The following is a 19,051-nucleotide window of genomic DNA, read 5'->3' as shown; positions in this document are numbered from 1 at the left end:
GATAGTGCGACGTAGCAACGCGCGCGGATCGAACGAGAAACTGGTTCGTCAATGTTTGCCGCAGGTCGGCGCGACCTTATATTGCGGCGGAGTTGGTGGCGGGATCGGCAGCTTTTTCGCTCGGTTCCACAAAATCAGGCGGTGAGTTTTGTCCAAACGGTGGCTTGTTGTTGTCGTCCTTTTCGCAGCCGCCGTATTCGTAGGATACTTCCAGCCCTGGGCGGAAAAGCCGATCGAGGTCGCTGTCGAAATTGCCACTTCTGGACCGATTTCGCAGGTGTTGGCGGTCAATGGGCGGGTGGCTGCCCGCAACAGCGTAACCGTACGCGCTCCGGTTTCCGCGAAGGCGCTCGAACTGCATGTCGATGAAGGCGACGTCGTCGAGGCTGGCGATATTCTGGTGTCTCTCGACATGGCGATTGTCCAGGCGCAGGTCGATGAGGCCACCGCCGCGCTCGAAGGACAGCGCAGCAAGCAACGCCAGGCGGAAGTGACCGTGGCACGCGCAAGGGCCCTTGGTGCGAACAGTCCACGTTCCGCCCTTGAAGATGCCGAGCTTGCTCTGGAAAGCGCGATTACCGAAACGGCACGGCTGGAAGCTGTTCTTGAGCAAGCCAAGGAGCAAGCGTTCCAATATCTCGTCCGAGCGCCGATCTCCGGCGTCGTCCTGACGCGCGGTGTCGATCTTGGCCAGCTTGTCGACACGCAAAGCGAGCTGTTTGTGATCGCTGACACCAGCGAACTGATCGTCGAAACTGACGTAGATGAACTTTATTCTGCGCATATCAGCGAGGGCTTGAAGGCGCAGCTTTTACCGATTGGCGTCAGCGTGCCGCTGGAAGGGACCGTCACCTTCACGGCCCCCAAAGTTGATCCCTCGACGGGCGGACGCAAGATCAAGATCGCGTTCGACAGCGACGGAACGCTGCCGATTGGCCTCACGGTCAATGCCAATGTCATCATCAAGGAATTCGATGCGGCGCTTTCGCTTCCGCGCAGCGCCATCGCTTCTGAGGGCCGGGAGACTTATGTGATGGTGCTCGGCGACAGGATCGTTGAAAAGCGGGTCGTACAATTCGCGGACTGGCCGTCTGAGCGGGTGATCGTCACCGAAGGTCTTGGTGAAGGAGACAGCGTTATCCTCGACCCGGCACGCGTCAAACCTGGCGTCAAGGCGACGGCAGGGTAACCGATGCTCTACGTCCTGAAGTTTGCCCTTCGCTACCTCGCCTCAAGCAAGCTGCAAACGGGATTGCTCGTTCTTGGCGTCGCGATCGGCGTCTTTGTGTTCGTCTTCATCAGCGCGCTGATCGGTGGTCTTGGAAGCTATCTCGTTGACCGCACAGTCGGCGATATCGCACATGTCACGCTGGAGGCCCCCAAGCGTGATGCTACCCTCATTTCCGGAGAGCCGAATGGTTCGGCCGTTGTCTTCCAGAAGGCGACCGCGCAACGGGAGGTCCTGCGGACCGGCGACATTTTCCTTCCTCTGATCGAGGAAATGGAGGGGGTGAAGGCCGCCTCTCCCCAAATTGTTGGTAACGGGTTCGTCATACGCGGCCAGTCCCGCGCACCCGTCTACGTCACCGGCGTGGAGCCCGGAAAGGTTTCGGCAATTGCCGACATTCGCGGCAAGCTGGTGAGCGGCAGTGACCGCCTGACCAATTCCAGCATTTTGATCGGGGCCTCGCTCGCCTCAGATCTGGGCGTCGGGGTCGGCCAGATCATCACTCTTCAATCGGACCGCGACGTCGAGCGTTCCTTGATGATCGCGGGCATCTTTTCACTCGGCGTGGAAACGCTCGATGCAAGATCGGCTTTCGTCAGCATCGCGGCGGCGAGATCCCTCTTTGATCTCGACCAGGGCATCAGCAGGATAGAGATCAAGCTGAACGACCTCAATTCAGCGGAATTGTTCGCAGACCGCATTGCTGCTGCAACGGGGCTTGAGGCAACACCCTGGACCGAGAACAACGCCCAATTACTGGATGGACTGCGGGCTCAGGCGAACTCCGGAGACCTCATCAAGGCGTTCTCGCTGATCACGATCGTCATTGGCGTTGCCAGCGCGCTCCTGCTTTCGACCTACCGCCGCCGCCCGGAAATCGGAATCATGCGCGCATTTGGCGCGAGCCGCATGTTCGTCGTCAGCGTCTTCGTCTTTCAGGGCATGCTCGTCGGTCTTATCGGCGGCGTCCTCGGCGCAGGAGCCGGCTATCTCGTCATGTCGCCATTTCCGGTGCCTGAGGAGGCCGCCTCCGGCGGCTTTCCGATTGACGTTCGCCAGGGAGATTATCTCCTCGCCATCGTCCTGACCGTAATAGGCGCGATCATTGCTTCCATCTTGCCCGCACGCGCCGCTGCCAAGGTGGATCCGGTCGAGGTGATCGGCCAATGAGCGTGCTCGTCGAAGTCAGTGATCTGGTGAAAACCTTCGGCGAAGGCGACACTGCGACCCGGGTTCTTCGCGATCTTTCCATGGTTCTTCACGAGGGCGATCTTGCCGCTCTGCTCGGGCCGTCGGGTTCGGGCAAGAGCACGCTTCTCACCATTTTGGGCACCTTGATGCGGCCGACATCGGGTGAACACCGCATGCTTGGCGAGGACATGACCCAGGCGAGCGACGCGGCACTAACGGAGTTCCGTAACCGCCATATCGGTTTCGTCTTCCAGTTTCATCATCTGTTGCCGGACTTCACGGCGCTGGAGAACGTGATCTTTCCCACGGCGGTCAGCGCAGGCCGCGAGACCCGCAAGGCGCGTCAGCGCGGCGAAGAACTGTTGCAACGTGTTGGTCTTGAAGAACGCATCCACTTTAAAGCGACGCAACTTTCCGGCGGCCAGAAACAGCGCGTCGCAATCGCCAGAGCGCTGATGAACCAGCCGGAGCTTGTCCTTGCGGACGAGCCGACCGGAAACCTTGACCGGCAATCTGCAGAGCAGGTCATGGACCTGATTCGCGAGATCAACACAGTCGAAAAGACTACTTTCCTTATCTCCACCCACGATGAGAAAATTGCTGCCGCGTGCAGAAGACAGATCAAGGTTGTGGACGGAAAGGTGGAAAGCGGAGATTGACAGCACCCATCCTGGTTCGCTTAGTTTCGCTTTCCCGTCCTGTGGACCAAAAGTGAAACTGTAAGCAGAAAATCAAAACGGTTGTGAAACTGTCACATCAGGACAATACTAGAGCACGCGGAACGGGCACAGTGGGGAGAAAATCTCTGCCTGTGGGCCGACCTTCGCCAACTGATGGGAGCGAGCAAATATGAAGACTCTGGGCTTCGCGGCGGGTATCGCCGCATCCTTTACCATTCTGTCGTCTTCGGCTGCATTTGCGGTCACCGAGATTTCCTGGTGGCACGCAATGACAGGCGCGAATAATGAAGTCGTGGAGACTCTGTCCAAGGAGTTCAACGAGAGCCAAAGCGACTACAAAGTCAGCCCTGTATTCAAGGGAACCTATCCGGAAACCCTGAACGCAGGCATCGCCGCGTTCCGTGCGGGTCAGGCGCCGCACATCATGCAGGTGTTCGACGTTGGCACCGGCGTCATGATGGGCGCCGAAGGCGCGGTCAAGCCGGTCGCCGAAGTCATCTCCATGGGTGGCGCCGAGTTCGACAAGAGCAAGTACCTGCCGGGCATCGTTGCCTATTACTCGAAGCCGGACGGCACCATGCTGTCGTTCCCGTACAACTCCTCCTCGCCGATCCTCTATTACAACAAGGATCTTTTCGAGAAGGCTGGCCTCGACGCCGACAACCCGCCAAAAACCTGGCCGGAAGTGTTCGAAGCTGCCAAGAAAATCAAGTCGAGCGGCGCAGGATCCTGCGGCCTGACCTCGACCTGGCTGACCTGGATCGGCCTCGAAAACTTCGCTGCCTGGAACAATCTGCAGTACGGAACGCAGGAAAACGGCCTGGCTTCGACCGACGTCGAGCTGACCTACAATTCCGAGCCGTTCGTGCGTCACTTCCAGAACTTCGCCGACCTCGCCAAGGATGACACTTTCCGCTACGGCGGCCGTACCTCGGAAGCCAAGCAGCTGTTCCTGTCGGGCGAATGCGCGATCATGACGGAATCTTCGGGTGGTCTGGGTGACGTCCTGAAGTCGGGCATGAACTATGGCCTTGGCCAGCTGCCTTACTACGACGATCTCGAAGGTGCGCCGCAGAACACCATTCCGGGCGGTGCTTCGCTCTGGGTCTTCGGTGGCAAGAGCGATGAAGAGTACAAGGCTGTTGCTGCCTTCTTCAACTTCCTGTCGCAGACCGACATCCAGCAGCGCCTGCACGAAGTTTCGGGCTACCTGCCGGTGACGCTTGAAGCTTACGAAGCCACCAAGGCATCGGGCTTCTACGAGAAGAACCCGGGTCGTGAAATTCCGATCCAGCAGATGATGGGCAAGGAACCGACCCCGAATTCCAAGGGTGTTCGCCTCGTCAACCTGCCGCAGGTCCGCGACATCCAGAACGAAGAGTTCGAGAAGATGCTTGCTGGCGACCAGTCGGCGAAGGAAGCGCTCGACAAATCCGTGGAACGCGGCAACGCGGCCATCCAGGAAGCCATCGGTAACTAATCGTCGCTTCACCGCTTCAAGTCACCATCCGCGCCGGTTCGCGCGGATGGTTTTGTGCTCACGAGAAAGCATGAGGAGACCATTTGTCCCCGCGCGTCGTCTTTCCGAACAAGATCCTACCCTATCTTTTGCTGGCCCCCCAGCTCGCGATCACCCTCGTCTTCTTCTACTGGCCCGCAAGCCAGGCGCTGTATCAATCGGTCCTGCGTGAAGACGCCTTTGGCTTGAAGACCACTTTCGTCGGTCTCGCCAATTTCAAGAAGGTGCTGAGCCAGCCAAGTTACATTGCCAGCGTCCAGACCACGGTGATCTTCTCCGTCGCCACCGCTTTCATCGCGATAGTACTTGCGCTGCTTCTGGCGGTGATGGCCGACAAGATCATCAAGGGTCGTGGCTTTTACCGCACGCTGATGATCTGGCCCTATGCGGTTGCGCCTGCAATCGCCGGCCTTTTGTGGCTTTTCATGTTCAATCCCACCATGGGAACGTTCGCTTACATGCTGCGCGCGGCCGGCTATCCGTGGGATCCGCTGCTCAATGGCCCGCAGGCCATGTCGCTCGTCATCGCGGCGGCTGCGTGGAAGCAGATCAGCTACAATTTCCTGTTTTTCGTTGCCGGGCTGCAAGCGATCCCGAAGACGCTGATCGAGGCTGCCGCCATTGATGGCGCGGGCGAGACGAAGCGTTTCTGGACGATCATCTTCCCGCTGCTCGCACCGACAACCTTCTTCCTGCTCGTCATCAACACGACCTACGCCTTCTTCGACACGTTCGGCATCATCCATGCGGTGACCGGCGGTGGACCCGGCAAGTGGACCGAGACACTCGTCTACAAGGTCTACAATGATGGCTTCGTGAACCTGAACTTTGGCGATTCTGCCGCGCAGTCGGTGATCCTGATGGTCATCGTCATCGCGCTGACGGCGTTCCAGTTCCGGTATGTTGAAAAGAAGGTGCACTATGGCTGATACGTCCACGGCACCCACCCGCGCCGCCGCACTCGGCCGAAAGGAGCATGGAGGCATGATCGGCCTCTCCCGCTCGTCGCGCTACACGGCACACGCGATCCTGATCATCGGCATCTTCATCGTTGCCTTCCCGATCTATTACACCTTCGTCGCCTCGACCCATTCGCTGCAGACGATTCTGCGTCCGCCGCTGCCGCTCTTGCCGGGTGACCAGTTCTGGGAGAACTATTCGACGGCGCTCTTCGGCGGGATCGGGCGTATCGGCGGTGTCGACGTCTCGACGCTTTTGTTCAACACCACGGTCGTCGCGCTCGCGATCGCCATCGGCAAGATCTTCATCTCGATCCTGTCGGCCTTTGCGATCGTGTTCTTCCGGTTTCCGGGGCGCATGTTCTTCTTCTGGGTGATCTTCATCACGCTGATGCTCCCGGTCGAGGTGCGTATCCTGCCGACCTACAAGGTGATGGTCGATCTGGGTCTGATCGACACCTATACCGGCCTGACGCTGCCCTTGATGGCATCGGCCACGGCGACGCTTCTCTTCCGTCAGTTCTTCCTCACCATTCCGGGCGAACTGGTTGAAGCGGCGCGTGTTGACGGGGCCGGACCATGGCGGTTCTTCAAGGATATTCTGCTTCCGCTGTCGAAGACCAACATCGCGGCTCTGTTCGTGATCCTCTTCATCTACGGCTGGACGCAGTACCTTTGGCCGCTGCTCGTCACCAACCGCAACGACATGAACACCATCGTCATCGCGCTGAGGAAAATGGTCTCCTTCGCCGATGCAGACACCCAGTGGCACCTCGTCATGGTCACCTGCGTGCTCGCAATCCTGCCGCCGATCCTGGTGGTGGTGCTGATGCAGCGCTGGTTCGTGAAGGGCCTGGTTGAAACCGAGAAGTGAGAAGGCCGACTGATGGCAACCGTTGATTTGAAAGACGTTCGCAAGGTCTATGGCGGCCGCGTCGAAGCCGTGAAGGGCGTGTCGATCTCCATTCCCGATGGTGCAATGTGCGTGCTCGTCGGCCCGTCCGGCTGCGGAAAGTCGACGCTCCTGCGCATGATTGCGGGGCTTGAGGAGATCACCTCCGGCACGGTCGAGATCGGCGGCGAGGTCGTCAATGACCGAGGTCCCGCAGAACGCGACATCGCGATGGTGTTCCAGAACTACGCGCTCTATCCGCACATGAAGGTCTACGACAACATGGCCTATGGCCTGCGCAATCGTGGCATGGCCAAGGACGAGATCGACAAGCGTGTGCGGGAAGCTGCCGCCACGCTCGGCCTTGCCGATTTCCTCGAGCGCAGGCCGCGCGAACTCTCGGGCGGCCAGCGTCAGCGCGTCGCAATGGGCCGCGCCATCGTGCGCAGCCCGAAAGCGTTCCTGTTTGATGAACCGCTGTCCAACCTCGATGCCAAGCTGCGCGGCCAGATGCGCATCGAGATCAAGAACCTGCAAAAGACGCTCGGCGTCACCAGCGTTTACGTGACCCACGATCAGGTCGAGGCAATGACGCTTGCCGATACGCTGGTGGTCATGAACCAGGGCCTTGCCGAGCAGATTGATACGCCAATGGCCATCTATGAACGGCCGGCCAGCGTCTTCGTCGCCGGCTTCATTGGCTCACCTGCGATGAACCTCCTTGCTGCAAAGTCCAGCCAGAGCGGGCATATATTGGCCGATGGGACGGAAATCGCAATCAGCGGAGCGACGCTGCCGGACAGCGGACGCGAGGTTCTGCTCGGTATCCGCCCGGAACATCTGACATTGATCGAAAATGGCGCAGCGCCAGATTTACAGCTCAAGGTCACCGCGGTCGAAACGCTTGGAGCAGACACTCTGGCACACGGCCATCCCGCCAATGGCGAGTCGCGCTCCAGTGAACTGGTCGCACGGCTCCCGGGAAGCGTCCGCGTGCGCGACGGAGATCTCCTGCCGCTGTCAATCGACCCCAGCATGGTGCACATCTTCGATGCGGCAAGCGGGCGGCGGATCTGAGCGCCGCGACCTGATAGCCCTCACCTTGAAAGCCACTGGTTCTGACGCTATATTGCGTCAGAGATAGTGGCAACTTTAGGGTGTCGAGATGGGTCTGGCGCAATATGCTGACGATGGGTTTTTTTCCCCTCGCAAGATAGCTGCAGCCCTACGCACGACGAGCGAGGAAATCGCGCGGTCGGCGGGGCTGGGCCGTGACGCCATCCAGCGCAAGGAACGGCTTCACTCGGACAAGACGCAGCGCCGCCTGCGCGAGGTGACCGAGATCATCAACAAGGTAGAGCCCCGCTTTGGCTCGGCCTTGATGGCTTACGCCTGGTATCGTTCAGAGCCCCTGCCCGGCTTTTCGGGCATGACGGCGATGCAGCTTGTTCGTGATGGCCGCGCGATGGATGTGCTCGATTATATCGATGCCGTCGACGCTGGCGTTCACGCCTGAGCGAAGTCTTGCACTATCGCGGCATCCTCTACCGGGCGCTCAACCCGGTCTATGCGCGTGAACCAATGTCGGGCCGCGGGGCCGAGCTATATGGCGGGCGGTTCAACTGCAAGGGAACCCCGGCGCTCTATCTTTCCCTCAGCATCATGACGGCCCTTCGCGAGGCAAATCAGGCGGGCAGCCTCCAGCCGACGACACTGGTTTCGTACGACGCCGACATCGAGAACATTTTCGATACGCGGGACGCTCAGGCTCTGGCCGCATTCGACATGAGCGCGGATGCGCTGGCCATGAACAACTGGCGCGACGAAATGAGAGAGCGCGGCGCTTCTGCTACGCAGGAGCTTGCCAGACGCCTCTTCGAGGCCGGTCATCACGGACTTCTGGTGAAAAGTTTCGCCAAGGGCGCAGGCGATGAGGATCTCAACATCGTCCTTTGGCGCTGGGGAGACACGCCACCCGCGAAGCTTGCGCTGATCGATGACGAGCAGCGCCTCAGTCGCTGAATTCTAAGGCCCTGACCTCAGCTCCTAACGGCCCAGCGAATAGAATTCGTCATTGGGCCGCATGCTGGAGACGTTGGCGAGACGGTTGGACATTCCGAAGAAGGCAGTAATTGCGGTGATGTCCCAGATGTCGTCCTCGGTAAAGCCATGGGCCGCAAGCGTATCCGTGTCGGCCTCATCGACTTCGTGCGCGCGCGTCGAGACCTTCATCGCAAAGTCGAGCATCGCCTTCTGCTTTGGCGTGATGTCTGCCTTGCGGTAATTGACGGCAATCTGGTCGGCGATCAGCGGATCTTTCGCCCGGATGCGCAAGATCGCCCCGTGCGCAATCACGCAATAATGACACTGATTGGCGCTGCTGGTCGCAACCACGACCATCTCGCGCTCGGCCTTGGTGAGGTTGCCGGGCTTGTCCATCAGTGCATCGTGATAGGCAAAGAACGCGCGAAACTCATCTGGCCTGTGGGCGAGCGCAAGAAACACATTCGGCACGAAGCCCGATTTTTCCTGCACCGCCTCGATACGTTCCTTGATGTCGGCAGGCAGTCCATCGAGAGCTGGAACCGGAAATCTGCTGATCGGGCGTTCAGTCATCGCGTTTTCCTTTGTCTCCGCACTCAAGGCCTCTCGCCGAACCGGATGAGGCAGTGCCTGTTGGGGCACCTCTCATCTCAGTTTCTTCGCGACTCGCGGATTAATCAACGCAACAGCGCGTTAATTATGCGCGGTATCGGTCGACAAGCGTGACGAGGCGCTCGACCGCGGCGACGGCTGCCTTGTGGTCCTGCGAGAAGTTGAAGCGGATGCTATCGGCACAGTGCGGGCTGAACTCGGTGCCCGGCGTGACGCTGACGCCAGCCTGCAAGCGCAGGATCTTGATGAAGTCAGCGTAGGAGACGGCAAGCTTCGGCAGGCGCGGGAAGAGATAGCTGCCAGCCTGCGGCGTGCGGGCAAAGACGCCGTCACAGCCACGCAGGACCGTCAGAAGGTCATCGCGGATTGCCTGATGGAGGCGAATGCGCTCATCCATCCAGCCAGCTTCCTCGGCGAACCAGGTGCGCAGCACGGCCTGGCTGTAGCCACCGGCGCGCAGCGACACGATCGCCTGCAGCTTTTCCATGCGGTCGATCAGCTTCTTTGAGCCGAAGGCGACCCCAAGACGATAGCCGCTGAGCGATTCCGTCTTCGACGGGCCCATGATGGTGATGACGTTTTCCGGATCGATCTTGCTGGCGCGAAGGTGGGTGTAGGCCAGGCCCGAATAGAGCAGGCGCGAATAAAGCTGGTCGACGATGACGGTCGCACCATAACGGCTTGCAAGCTCGGCAATCGCTGCAATCTCGTCGGCGGAGTAGACCACGCCGGCCGGATTATTCGGATTCGAGAACAGGAAGACCTTTGCGCCGTCCTTGAATGCCTGCTCCAACTCGTTGAGGTTGATGCCGGCATTGTTCCCGGCGTTCACATAGTCGAGCTGAACCGGGATCATCTCGCCTTCGAAGAACTCGACGAGCTTGCGGTTGGCAAAATAGTCCGGCTGCATGATCGCAACCTTGTCGCCGCGCGCCGTGGTCGTGGCGATAGCGAGGAACAGTGCGCCCTGCGTGCCCGGCGTGATGATGAGGCCGTCGCGCGCGTCGACCGGGGCGCCGGTGAAGGCGGAGAGGCGCTCGGCAACCATCTCGCGAATGCCGATATCGCCGCGATATTCGGTGTAGGCCTGCTTGGCCCCCATGGCGTAGCCAGCCGAAAACACCTCCAACGAGCCCGGCGTCGGCAGGAACGCGTCGACATCGCCATGCGAAAAGTCGACTGGCGTGCCTTCGAGCGTGTCGCCGCGCATCAGCTTTTCGATGCCGTCGGCGGCCTGGCGCACTTCCTGACCGGGCGCATTGTCGGTGCCAAGGCGGGCAAATTTTTCTTCAATCGACAAGTTTACTGTCCCCCGTCTCCATGTGCCGGATCCGGCACAATCTCTCCGTAGGAGAGGTAAAGCACTATCAGCTGCGCGACACAAATGAATAGGGCCGGGCTGCTTGTGCCGCCCGGCCCTTCACTATTTCTCGCCTTGAGCTGCGATTACTCGTCGATATCGACGTCCTTGGTCTCGGTACCGACCAGCAGCGCGACGAGGGTCACCAGCGCCATGATGGAGAGGTACACGCCAACCCAGTAAGGGCTGCCATCGCCGTAGCTCCACAGCGCAACCGCAATGAACGGTGCGACCGCGGCACCAAGGATGGACGAGACGTTGTAGGAAATGCCCGAGCCCGTGTAGCGGACATTTGCCGGGAAGAGTTCCGGCAAGAGTGCGCCCATCGGCCCGAAGGTCAGCCCCATCAAGGTGAAGCCAATGATGAGCCACGCCATGACGCCCACGAAGCCCGAGCTGAGCATCGGCACCCAGACCATGCCAAAGACAGCAATGGCGAGCGTCACCCAGATCAGCGTCTTGCGGCGTCCCCAGCGATCAGCCCACGGTCCCGAGACCATGGTGAAGATGCCAAAGAAGACGACGCCGACAATCATCATCAGCACGAAATCCGTGTAGTCGTAGCCGAGGCCCGGAAGTGCGCCTGTCTCTGATGCGCGCCCATAGCTGAGCGAGAAGGTCGTCATCAGATAGAACAGCACATAGGTCGCAAGCATGTAGAACGTGCCGAGGATCAGCTCGAGCCAGTGCTTCTTGAAGGCTTCAGCCATTGGCAGCTTGCGAACGCGACCCTTTTTGACCGCGTTTTCGAACGCGTTGCTCTCAACCAGGTTCAGACGAACCCACAGGCCGACGACCACCATGACGGCAGAGAACAGGAAGGGAATGCGCCAGCCCCAGCTGAGGAAGGCCTCGGATGGGCGGGACGGATCTTCAGACGGCAGAAGCGCTGCAATAATCAGGAACAGACCGTTGGCGAGGATGAACCCAAGCGGAGCGCCGAGCTGCGGGAAAGTGCCATAGATGGCGCGCTTTCCGGGAGGCGCATTTTCCGTCGCGACCAACGCCGCGCCGCTCCATTCACCACCGAGCGCAAACCCTTGGGCAAGGCGCATGACGACGAGCAGGAACGGGGCAATCCAGCCAGCTGTCGCATAGGTCGGAAGCAGACCGATGAGGAAGGTGGCGATACCCATGGTAAGCAAGGCGGCAACAAGGGTGATCTTGCGGCCGCGCTTGTCGCCGAGATGCCCGAAGAAGATCGCGCCCAGCGGGCGGGCAATCATCGCTGCGCCGAAGACAGCGAAGGACGCAAGAAGTGCGACCGTCTCGTTCCCCGACGGAAAGAACAGGTGCGGGAAGACAAGAACAGCTGCCGTTGCGTAAACGTAAAAGTCGTAGAACTCGATTGTCGTGCCGACAAGACTTGCAAACAGAACTTGCGTCCGTGAGTTCGCTGGCGCGCTATCAGGTGGCGCGGCGGAAACGGTGGTGGACATTCAATTCACTCCATAGCCAGGCGATACCTCGTACGATGCGCGCTTGGGAGGAGACAGGCCGGCCTGGCTAGCCGGGTCACGCGCGTGCACTCGCAAGGTCTGGCCGCGACAAGCGCTAAGCCGCCTTACTTGATACGAGGCGGCCTATAACAAGCGCGATCACATTCGTGAATTCAAATTATTCGCGATCAAAACGATATGATGATAACGATTGTCGCAGCTCTGACGAAATTTCGTTAAACCGAGGGCGAAAAATCGCAGGCGCGGAAACGGATCAGCCTTCGATCGCGCGGGCGTAAGCGAGCATGATGAAACGCTCCGCCTGCAAGAGATAGCTGTCCAGCATTTCAGCCGCTGTGCGGAAATTTCCGAGTTCAACCTGCTCCAGGAGCTTCTGGTTCTGGTCGACAAAGGGCGCGTGCAGATATTCGGGATCTTGCAGGAGACCGAAGACGAGACGCAGTTCCAGCAGGATCTGCGCAAAGAATGATGACAAGCGGGAACTGTCTGCGAGTTCCACGATCGCAGCATGAAACGCAATGTCCGCACTGCCTACGGAAAGCCACTTGCCTTCCTCGCGCGCCTGTCTCGCGGCCTCGACCGCCTTCTTCATCCTGGCGATCGCCGGATGGTTCGGATATCCCTCGGCCAGCGCCTGGCACTCGATCAGACGCCGGATGCGGTAAATGTCGATGATTGTCGAAATGCTCGGTGTTGCGACAAAGACCCCGCGATTGGCCTCGTGACGTAGAATGCCCTCCTTCGTCAGCAGGCGGAACACTTCCCGCAATGTATTGCGCGAAACCTGCAATTCCTCGCTGAGCGCGACCTCGGAAAGATGCTCGCCCGGTGACAACTCACCAGACACTACCTTCTGGCGAATTCGGTCCGCCACCATCTCAGCCAGAAGCTGGGCGGGACCCGAAACCGGGGCGGTAGTGTTCTCGATCAGTGCCATGTTTCTCTCAGTGACTGCGCAAGACTGCCTGTGACGCGCGGGCCGGATGGTGGCAAGGCCCGATAGGGACCAGCCCAACGCTGCGCTTAACATACACAGCAATGACGTGTCGTCACGTGGTATAAACAGGAAAGATTGTTCAACATTATGGACAGGGTTGTCGGATGTTGTTAGCCTTCGGGGTCATTATCAGTCCGTCTGACATCTGTTTGTCCGGGTGAGGTAAGATTGGTTTGTGATCTAAACAGCGATCTGGGCGAGAGCTTCGGGCCTTGGCCGATGGGCGACGACGTCGCCATGCTCGACATTGTCAGCAGCGCGAATATCGCCTGTGGGTTTCATGCTGGTGACCCCGCGGGAATTCTGCGCACCATAAAGGCGGCCGTCGAACGCAACATCGCCATCGGCGCCCATGTCGGATATCGAGATCTTGCCGGCTTTGGCCGAAGGAACATGGAGCCGACCAGCGAAGAGCTTTTCGGGGACGTGATCTATCAGATCGGTGCCCTCAAAGGCCTCGCTGCCGCAGCCAAGGCCAAGGTTACCTACGTCAAGCCGCACGGCGCCCTCTATAACACGATTGCCCACAATCAGCGGCAGGCTGACGACGTCATCCGCGCGATCAAGGCGATTGATCCTGAACTCGTCTTGCTGGCGCTTGCCGGAGCTCCTGTCGTGGAACAGGCGCGTGCGGCAGGCCTGACAGTGGTCGAAGAAGTCTTTGCCGACCGCGCCTACACTGCCGATGGTCAGTTGGTTTCGCGTACCCAGCCGGGCGCTGTCGTCCACGACGTGAACGAGGTTGCATCGCGCGCGCTGGCAATGGCGCGGGACGGCGTGGTCAAATCCATCGACGGGCAGACGATCAAGCTCAACGCACAGTCGATCTGTGTGCACGGCGACTCCCCGAATGCGGTTGCCCTCGCGCGTACTGTTCGTCAGGCCTTCGACGCTGCGGGTCTGAGGATCGAACCCTTCGCCCCGGCCATCTGACATGCAAAATTCGCCGTCATCATCTTCTCGAGCGCGAGTTCTGCCCATGCGGCCGGGCGCGTTCCTCATCGAGTTTGACACGCTCGCCGAGGTGATGTCGGCAAGTGCCGGACTGACGGCTGATCCGGTAGCCGGTATCGAAGAATTCGTGCCCGGCGCTCGCACCCTGCTCGTTCGCCATGACGCGCAAATTACGAATCGCAACGAGATTGTTGAGCAGGTTCTGGCGCGCAGCGCTGACACAGATCTCGGTCAGGCAGGCGAAATCGTCGAGATCCCGGTAGTCTACGACGGAGAAGATCTCACCGACGTAGCCCAAATCCTCGGCTGCGATGTCGATGAAGTCATCCGCCGCCACACGGAAACGATTTTCTCGGTCGCATTCACCGGGTTTGCGCCGGGCTTTGCCTATCTGTCCGGCGGAACAACAAACCTTCATGTCCCGCGCCGCTCCTCGCCGCGAACGATTGTTCCGGAAGGAGCTGTCGGTCTGGCCGGTGAATTTACCGGCGTTTATCCGAAGGCGAGCCCCGGCGGATGGCAGCTGATCGGTCGCACGGATCTGGCGATGTTCGACATCAACCGCGAGCCCGCTGCCCTGTTGCGGCCGGGACTTCGGGTGCGTTTCCGGGCTGTGCAGAGCTTTGAGACCCTTCGCGAAAACACCGCAGTCTCCGCAGTCCGCAAGGCTGACGCCGCCTGCTCAATCGAGGTGATTTCCGCACCTTTGCCGGTCCTGGCGCAAGATCTTGGCCGTCCCGGCCTGTCTCAACATGGGATCAGCCTTTCCGGTGCAGCAGATAGCGCTTCCTACCTTTCGGCCAATCGCATTGTTGGGAATGCACGTTCGGCAGTCGCGCTGGAAATTCCGCCTGCGCCGTTCACGTTCAGGGTCAACGGTAAAATCGTTGCGGCGGTCACCGGAGCGGCCGAAAGCATAGCTGTCCTCGACTCTGATGGGGCTAGGACAAGCCTGAAATCGTGGACAGCTCTCGCGCTCGATGATGGTGATGTCGTCACGATTGAAGCGCCGAGCGCAGGCGTCCGGTCTTATCTTGCAGTACGCGGCGGCTTTGATTTCACACTGGTCCTCGGCAGCGCGTCTGCCGATACTTTGGCGCAACTTGGTCCCGAACCGGTCAAGGCTGGTGATCTGGTGCCGCTGAACCCGACGAAGACGCGGCTTGCCGTACAGCCAACGGCCGAACCTGCCTTTGCGATGCCGCGCGCGGGTGACACTGTCGCGCTTGATGTCTATCTCGGGCCGCGTCACGACTGGTTCACGCAAGACGCGGTGGGCCAATTCCTGAGCCAGGAGTGGGTTGTGGGCCAGCAGAGCAACCGGGTCGGCATGCGGCTAACGGGCGATGCGCTTGAGCGTCTGGTTCAAGGCGAATTGCCTAGCGAGGCGACCCTTGCCGGCGCAATCCAGGTGCCCGCAAATGGCCAGCCGGTTCTCTTCCTGAAAGATCACCCCGTGACGGGCGGTTATCCTGTCATCGCAACGCTTCGCGCCGAACAACTCGGTTTAGCGAGCCAGATTCCCGCCGGAGCGCGCATTCGCTTCAATGCCATCGGCAGCACGAACATGAACGGCAGAACATGAAGAAGGTCCTGATCGCCAATCGCGGTGAGATCGCCCTGCGCATTGTCAGGGCGTGTCGCGATTATGGGGTCAAGTCGGTCGCGGTCTACGCTGACGACGATGCGAACGCTCTGTTCGTCCGCCATGCTGACGAAGCCTTCGCGCTGGGCGGCAATGGCCCGAAAGACACCTATCTCGACATCGAGAAGCTGATCGGCCTCGCGAAGCGTAGCGGCGCGGATGCCGTGCATCCGGGCTATGGCTTCCTGTCGGAAAGCGCGGAATTTGCCGAGGCAGTGGTCGATGCCGGGCTCATTTGGATCGGCCCGTCCGCAGATGTCATTCGCTCGCTCGGCGACAAGCTCGAGGCGCGGCGTACCGCGGCTCGCATTGGCGCTCCCCTCGCCAAGGGCAGTGAAAACGCTCTCGACAGCGCGGCGGATGCGTTGGCTTTTGCCCGCCAGATCGGGATGCCGATCGCAATCAAGGCTGCGCATGGCGGCGGCGGACGCGGCCTGAAGATCGCCCACGATCTGGCTGAAGTTGAGGAACTCTTTGAGTCTGCGCGGCGCGAGGCACTTGTCGCTTTCGGTCGTGGCGAATGCTTCATCGAACAATATCTTGATCGTCCGCGCCACATTGAGGCGCAGGTCATTGCCGACACCCATGGCAATGTCGTTGTGGTCGGCACGAGAGATTGCTCGCTGCAGCGGCGCAACCAGAAGCTGGTTGAGGAAGCTCCGGCTCCCTTCATATCCGACGCGCAGCGCGCCACGATCCACGAATCCGCTGCCGCAATCTGCCGGGAAGCAGGGTACGTCGGTGCAGGCACCGTCGAATACCTGCTCAGCTCCGCTGGCGTTTTGTCGTTCCTCGAAGTCAATACGCGGCTTCAAGTCGAGCATCCGATCACCGAAGAGACGGCGGGCATCGACCTCGTCATCGAACAGCTGCGCATTGCTGACGGTCTGCCCTTGTCGATCAGCGAGACGCCAGCTCCTCGCGGTCACTCGCTCGAATTTCGTATCAATGCGGAAGATCCGGGACGCGGCTTCCTTCCCGCCTTTGGCGAAATCAAGCGGTTTGATCCGCCGTCCGGGCCGGGCGTGCGCCTCGATACCGGCGTCGAAAGCGGATCGGTCATCCCAAGCCATTTCGACTCGTTGACGTCGAAGCTGATCGTGACCGGTCAGACCCGCGATCACGCCATTCGGCGAGCAAGAAGAGCGCTGGCCGAATTCAAGATCGAGGGCGTTCCGACCGTCCTGCCGTTCCATCGTGAGGTGCTTGAGCAGCCGGATTTCGCCGGCCCCGAGTTCAATGTCCATACAAGATGGATCGAGACGGAATTCGCCGCTATCATCGAGGCCGATGCCCGCGCGAAACCCGCGCGCACGCCCCAAACCCGGCAGGCACGGATCGAGATCGAAGGCGAGATGGTTGACGTCAATGTACCGCGTGCCTATTGGACGGTTTTCGGTTCAGGTGACGCAGACGTCGCCGAAGAACTCGACGCGACTACCGATGATTCTCCCGGCCAGGTCCGCGCTCCGATGTCCGGTACGCTTGTCGCGTGGCGGGCGGCGGCGCGCTTGCCCGTTCAGCAAGGCGATGTGCTGGCCATCATCGAAGCAATGAAAATGGAGACGCCGATCCTTGCGGGATGCGCCGGCGTGCTTTCAATATCTGTGGCCGAAGGAACATCGGTCAGTGCTGGGGATATTCTTGGAGAAGTTCGGTCGACCCAAGCGTCCGCCGAACCGGAGAAGCCGACAGAATGACGACCCAAACTCCTCTTCTCTCTGTTGAAGACCTGACCGTCGCATTTGGCGAAAACCGCGTGGTCGAGAATCTGAGCTTTACGGTTGAAGCCGGCCAGACCGTTGCCGTCGTCGGCGAATCCGGCTCCGGCAAGTCGATGACCTCGCTGTCGATCATGCGCCTGACGGACAATCTTGGTGCTCACTTCAAGAGCGGCAAGATCATGTTCGAGGGCCGCGACCTTGCCCAGGCGACGCAAAAGGAAATGCGGTCCATTCGCGGCAATGAGATCGCCATGATCTTCCAGGAGCCAATGACCTCGCTGAACCCGGTCTTCACCGTGGGCGATCAGATCAGCGAAGCCATCCTGCTGCACGAAAACGTCTCGCGCGCTGTGGCTGAGGACAAGGTTCGCCAGCTGCTGGAAATGGTGCGTCTGCCGGATGCCGCCAATCTGATGAAGCGCTACCCGCATCAGCTTTCAGGCGGCATGCGCCAGCGTGCGATGATCGCGATGGCGCTGGCCTGCCGGCCAAAGCTGCTGATCGCGGACGAGCCGACAACCGCGCTCGATGTTACGATTCAGGCGCAGATCCTCACCATCATGCGCGATCTGCAGCGCGAGCTCGGCATGGGGATGATCTTCATCACGCACGATATGGGTGTGGTCGCCGAGATGGCCGACCATGTCGTTGTGATGTGGAAGGGCCGCAAGGTCGAGGAAGGTCCGGTCCGCGAGATCTTCGCCAATCCCCAGCATCCATATACGCGCACCCTGCTGTCAGCGGTTCCCCGCCTTGGCAGCATGAAAGGCGAGCGCCTGCCCAAGCGCCGTCCTCTCACCGTCCTCGAAGATGGCCAGCCGAAAGTTGTCGGCGAGGAGCGTGTGCAGGACACGGTGCGTACTGACGAGCCGCTTCTGTCTGTCGAAGACATGCTGGTGCGGTTCGACATCCGCAAGAACTTCTTCGGCAAGGTCACCCACCGTCTCAGCGCCGTCTCCAAGGTCAGCTTTGACGTTTATCCGGGCGAAACCCTGGCGCTTGTGGGCGAATCCGGCTCCGGAAAATCAACGATCGGCCGCACCATCCAGCAATTGCAACGGGCACAGTCGGGCGTGATCCGCGTCCGAGGCAAGAGTTTTGCCGACATGTCGTCAGCTGAACTCTTCAAGATGCGGCAGGAAGTGCAATACATCTTCCAGGATCCGTTCGCCTCGCTGGACCCGCGCAAGACAGTCGGCTTTTCAATTGCCGAGCCGATCCACACGCACGGGCTCATCGGCGACCGCAAGCAGGTGACGAAGCGCGTCCACGAATTGCTCGAGCGCGTCGGGCTGCCCTCGGCGGTCGCCTCACGCTACCCGCACGAGTTCTCCGGTGGCCAGCGCCAGCGCATCTGTATTGCCAGAGCCCTTGCCTCGAACCCCAAGCTGATCATCGCCGATGAAGCGCTTTCGGCGCTCGATGTCTCGATCCAGGCGCAGATCATCAATTTGTTCATGGATCTGCAGGCTGATCTTGGCCTGTCCTACCTGTTCATCAGTCATGATCTGGCTGTCGTCGAGCAGATGAGCCATCGCGTTGCCGTGCTCTATCTTGGACAGATCATGGAAATGGGCAGCCGCCAGCAAATCTTCGAACAGACGTCTCATCCCTACACCAAGCGACTACTTTCCGCGGTGCCGATTGCCGACCCGGCTTTTGACCGCGCCGAGATCCGGATCGAGGGCGAGATTCCCAATCCCGTGCGCCGGGTGGGCGATGAGCCGGCCATTCTCGGCCACGACGAAATATCCCCCGGCCACTTTGTGGCGCGGGGTGCCTGACCA

Annotated in this window: 17 protein-coding genes; 13 read left to right on the top strand and 4 right to left on the bottom strand. The window is 60.1% G+C overall.

Annotated elements, in window-relative coordinates; all coding sequences use genetic code 11:
• The first annotated feature begins 148 nt into the window (after positions 1 to 148).
• The 9 genes from IOD40_RS11720 (at position 149) to IOD40_RS11680 (ending at position 8,491) form a co-directional block, all read left to right on the top strand.
• Positions 149 to 1,189 carry an efflux RND transporter periplasmic adaptor subunit gene (locus tag IOD40_RS11720; protein WP_198476718.1) on the top strand — a complete coding sequence of 347 codons (1,041 nt, stop codon included), beginning with the start codon at positions 149 to 151 and terminating at the stop codon, positions 1,187 to 1,189.
• Positions 1,190 to 1,192: 3 nt separating this feature from the next.
• Positions 1,193 to 2,398: an ABC transporter permease gene (locus IOD40_RS11715; protein WP_198476717.1), complete on the top strand. Its 1,206-nt coding sequence runs from the start codon at positions 1,193 to 1,195 to the stop codon at positions 2,396 to 2,398.
• Positions 2,395 to 3,078, top strand: coding sequence for an ABC transporter ATP-binding protein (locus tag IOD40_RS11710; protein WP_198476716.1), 684 nt, complete (start codon positions 2,395 to 2,397; stop codon positions 3,076 to 3,078). The genes IOD40_RS11715 and IOD40_RS11710 overlap by 4 nt, the downstream gene beginning before the upstream one ends.
• Before the next feature lie 190 nt (positions 3,079 to 3,268).
• Positions 3,269 to 4,579, top strand: coding sequence for a sn-glycerol-3-phosphate ABC transporter substrate-binding protein UgpB (gene ugpB / locus IOD40_RS11705; protein ID WP_198476715.1), 1,311 nt, complete (start codon positions 3,269 to 3,271; stop codon positions 4,577 to 4,579).
• A gap of 83 nt (positions 4,580 to 4,662) precedes the next feature.
• Positions 4,663 to 5,547, top strand: coding sequence for a sn-glycerol-3-phosphate ABC transporter permease UgpA (gene ugpA, locus IOD40_RS11700; protein WP_198476714.1), 885 nt, complete (start codon positions 4,663 to 4,665; stop codon positions 5,545 to 5,547).
• Between the two features lie 55 nt (positions 5,548 to 5,602).
• A complete protein-coding gene (ugpE, locus tag IOD40_RS11695; protein ID WP_198476783.1) occupies positions 5,603 to 6,451 on the top strand; it encodes a sn-glycerol-3-phosphate ABC transporter permease UgpE in 849 nt (282 codons plus the stop codon).
• Positions 6,452 to 6,463: 12 nt separating this feature from the next.
• A complete protein-coding gene (gene ugpC, locus IOD40_RS11690) occupies positions 6,464 to 7,546 on the top strand; it encodes a sn-glycerol-3-phosphate ABC transporter ATP-binding protein UgpC (RefSeq protein ID WP_198476713.1) in 1,083 nt (360 codons plus the stop codon).
• A gap of 88 nt (positions 7,547 to 7,634) precedes the next feature.
• Positions 7,635 to 7,985 carry an antitoxin Xre/MbcA/ParS toxin-binding domain-containing protein gene (locus IOD40_RS11685; RefSeq protein ID WP_198476712.1) on the top strand — a complete coding sequence of 117 codons (351 nt, stop codon included), beginning with the start codon at positions 7,635 to 7,637 and terminating at the stop codon, positions 7,983 to 7,985.
• A gap of 8 nt (positions 7,986 to 7,993) precedes the next feature.
• Positions 7,994 to 8,491, top strand: coding sequence for an RES family NAD+ phosphorylase (locus IOD40_RS11680; protein ID WP_198476711.1), 498 nt, complete (start codon positions 7,994 to 7,996; stop codon positions 8,489 to 8,491).
• A gap of 24 nt (positions 8,492 to 8,515) precedes the next feature.
• Here the strand turns inward: IOD40_RS11680 and IOD40_RS11675 are convergent, their stop codons facing one another.
• From IOD40_RS11675 to IOD40_RS11660, 4 genes are all read right to left on the bottom strand, one after another.
• Positions 8,516 to 9,085 (bottom strand): peroxidase-related enzyme, encoded by a 570-nt coding sequence (locus IOD40_RS11675; protein ID WP_198476710.1) that lies wholly within the window; start codon positions 9,083 to 9,085, stop codon positions 8,516 to 8,518.
• Between the two features lie 124 nt (positions 9,086 to 9,209).
• Entirely contained in the window at positions 9,210 to 10,424 is a 1,215-nt protein-coding gene (locus IOD40_RS11670; protein ID WP_198476709.1) for a pyridoxal phosphate-dependent aminotransferase, read from the bottom strand.
• Positions 10,425 to 10,570: 146 nt separating this feature from the next.
• Positions 10,571 to 11,923: an MFS transporter gene (locus IOD40_RS11665; RefSeq protein WP_198476708.1), complete on the bottom strand. Its 1,353-nt coding sequence runs from the start codon at positions 11,921 to 11,923 to the stop codon at positions 10,571 to 10,573.
• 274 nt (positions 11,924 to 12,197) lie between these two features.
• Positions 12,198 to 12,881, bottom strand: coding sequence for a GntR family transcriptional regulator (locus IOD40_RS11660; protein WP_198476707.1), 684 nt, complete (start codon positions 12,879 to 12,881; stop codon positions 12,198 to 12,200).
• 228 nt (positions 12,882 to 13,109) lie between these two features.
• Here IOD40_RS11660 and IOD40_RS11655 point away from each other — a divergent pair, with 228 nt between their 5' ends.
• The 4 genes from IOD40_RS11655 to IOD40_RS11640 are packed head-to-tail and all read left to right on the top strand — an operon-like array spanning position 13,110 to position 19,048.
• Positions 13,110 to 13,874 (top strand): LamB/YcsF family protein, encoded by a 765-nt coding sequence (locus IOD40_RS11655; RefSeq protein ID WP_267905083.1) that lies wholly within the window; start codon positions 13,110 to 13,112, stop codon positions 13,872 to 13,874.
• Between the two features lie 46 nt (positions 13,875 to 13,920).
• Positions 13,921 to 15,480: a 5-oxoprolinase subunit PxpB gene (gene pxpB / locus IOD40_RS11650; protein WP_198476705.1), complete on the top strand. Its 1,560-nt coding sequence runs from the start codon at positions 13,921 to 13,923 to the stop codon at positions 15,478 to 15,480.
• Positions 15,477 to 17,240 carry an acetyl/propionyl/methylcrotonyl-CoA carboxylase subunit alpha gene (locus IOD40_RS11645; protein ID WP_198476704.1) on the top strand — a complete coding sequence of 588 codons (1,764 nt, stop codon included), beginning with the start codon at positions 15,477 to 15,479 and terminating at the stop codon, positions 17,238 to 17,240. The genes pxpB and IOD40_RS11645 overlap by 4 nt, the downstream gene beginning before the upstream one ends.
• Positions 17,237 to 19,048, top strand: coding sequence for an ABC transporter ATP-binding protein (locus tag IOD40_RS11640; RefSeq protein ID WP_198476703.1), 1,812 nt, complete (start codon positions 17,237 to 17,239; stop codon positions 19,046 to 19,048). The genes IOD40_RS11645 and IOD40_RS11640 overlap by 4 nt, the downstream gene beginning before the upstream one ends.
• The last annotated feature ends 3 nt before the right edge of the window (positions 19,049 to 19,051 follow it).

Source organism: Aquamicrobium zhengzhouense (genome assembly GCF_016124105.1).
Lineage (GTDB): Bacteria > Pseudomonadota > Alphaproteobacteria > Rhizobiales > Rhizobiaceae > Aerobium > Aerobium zhengzhouense.
Note: the sequence above shows the minus strand (reverse complement) of the source record. Positions and strands in the feature narration are given on the sequence as shown.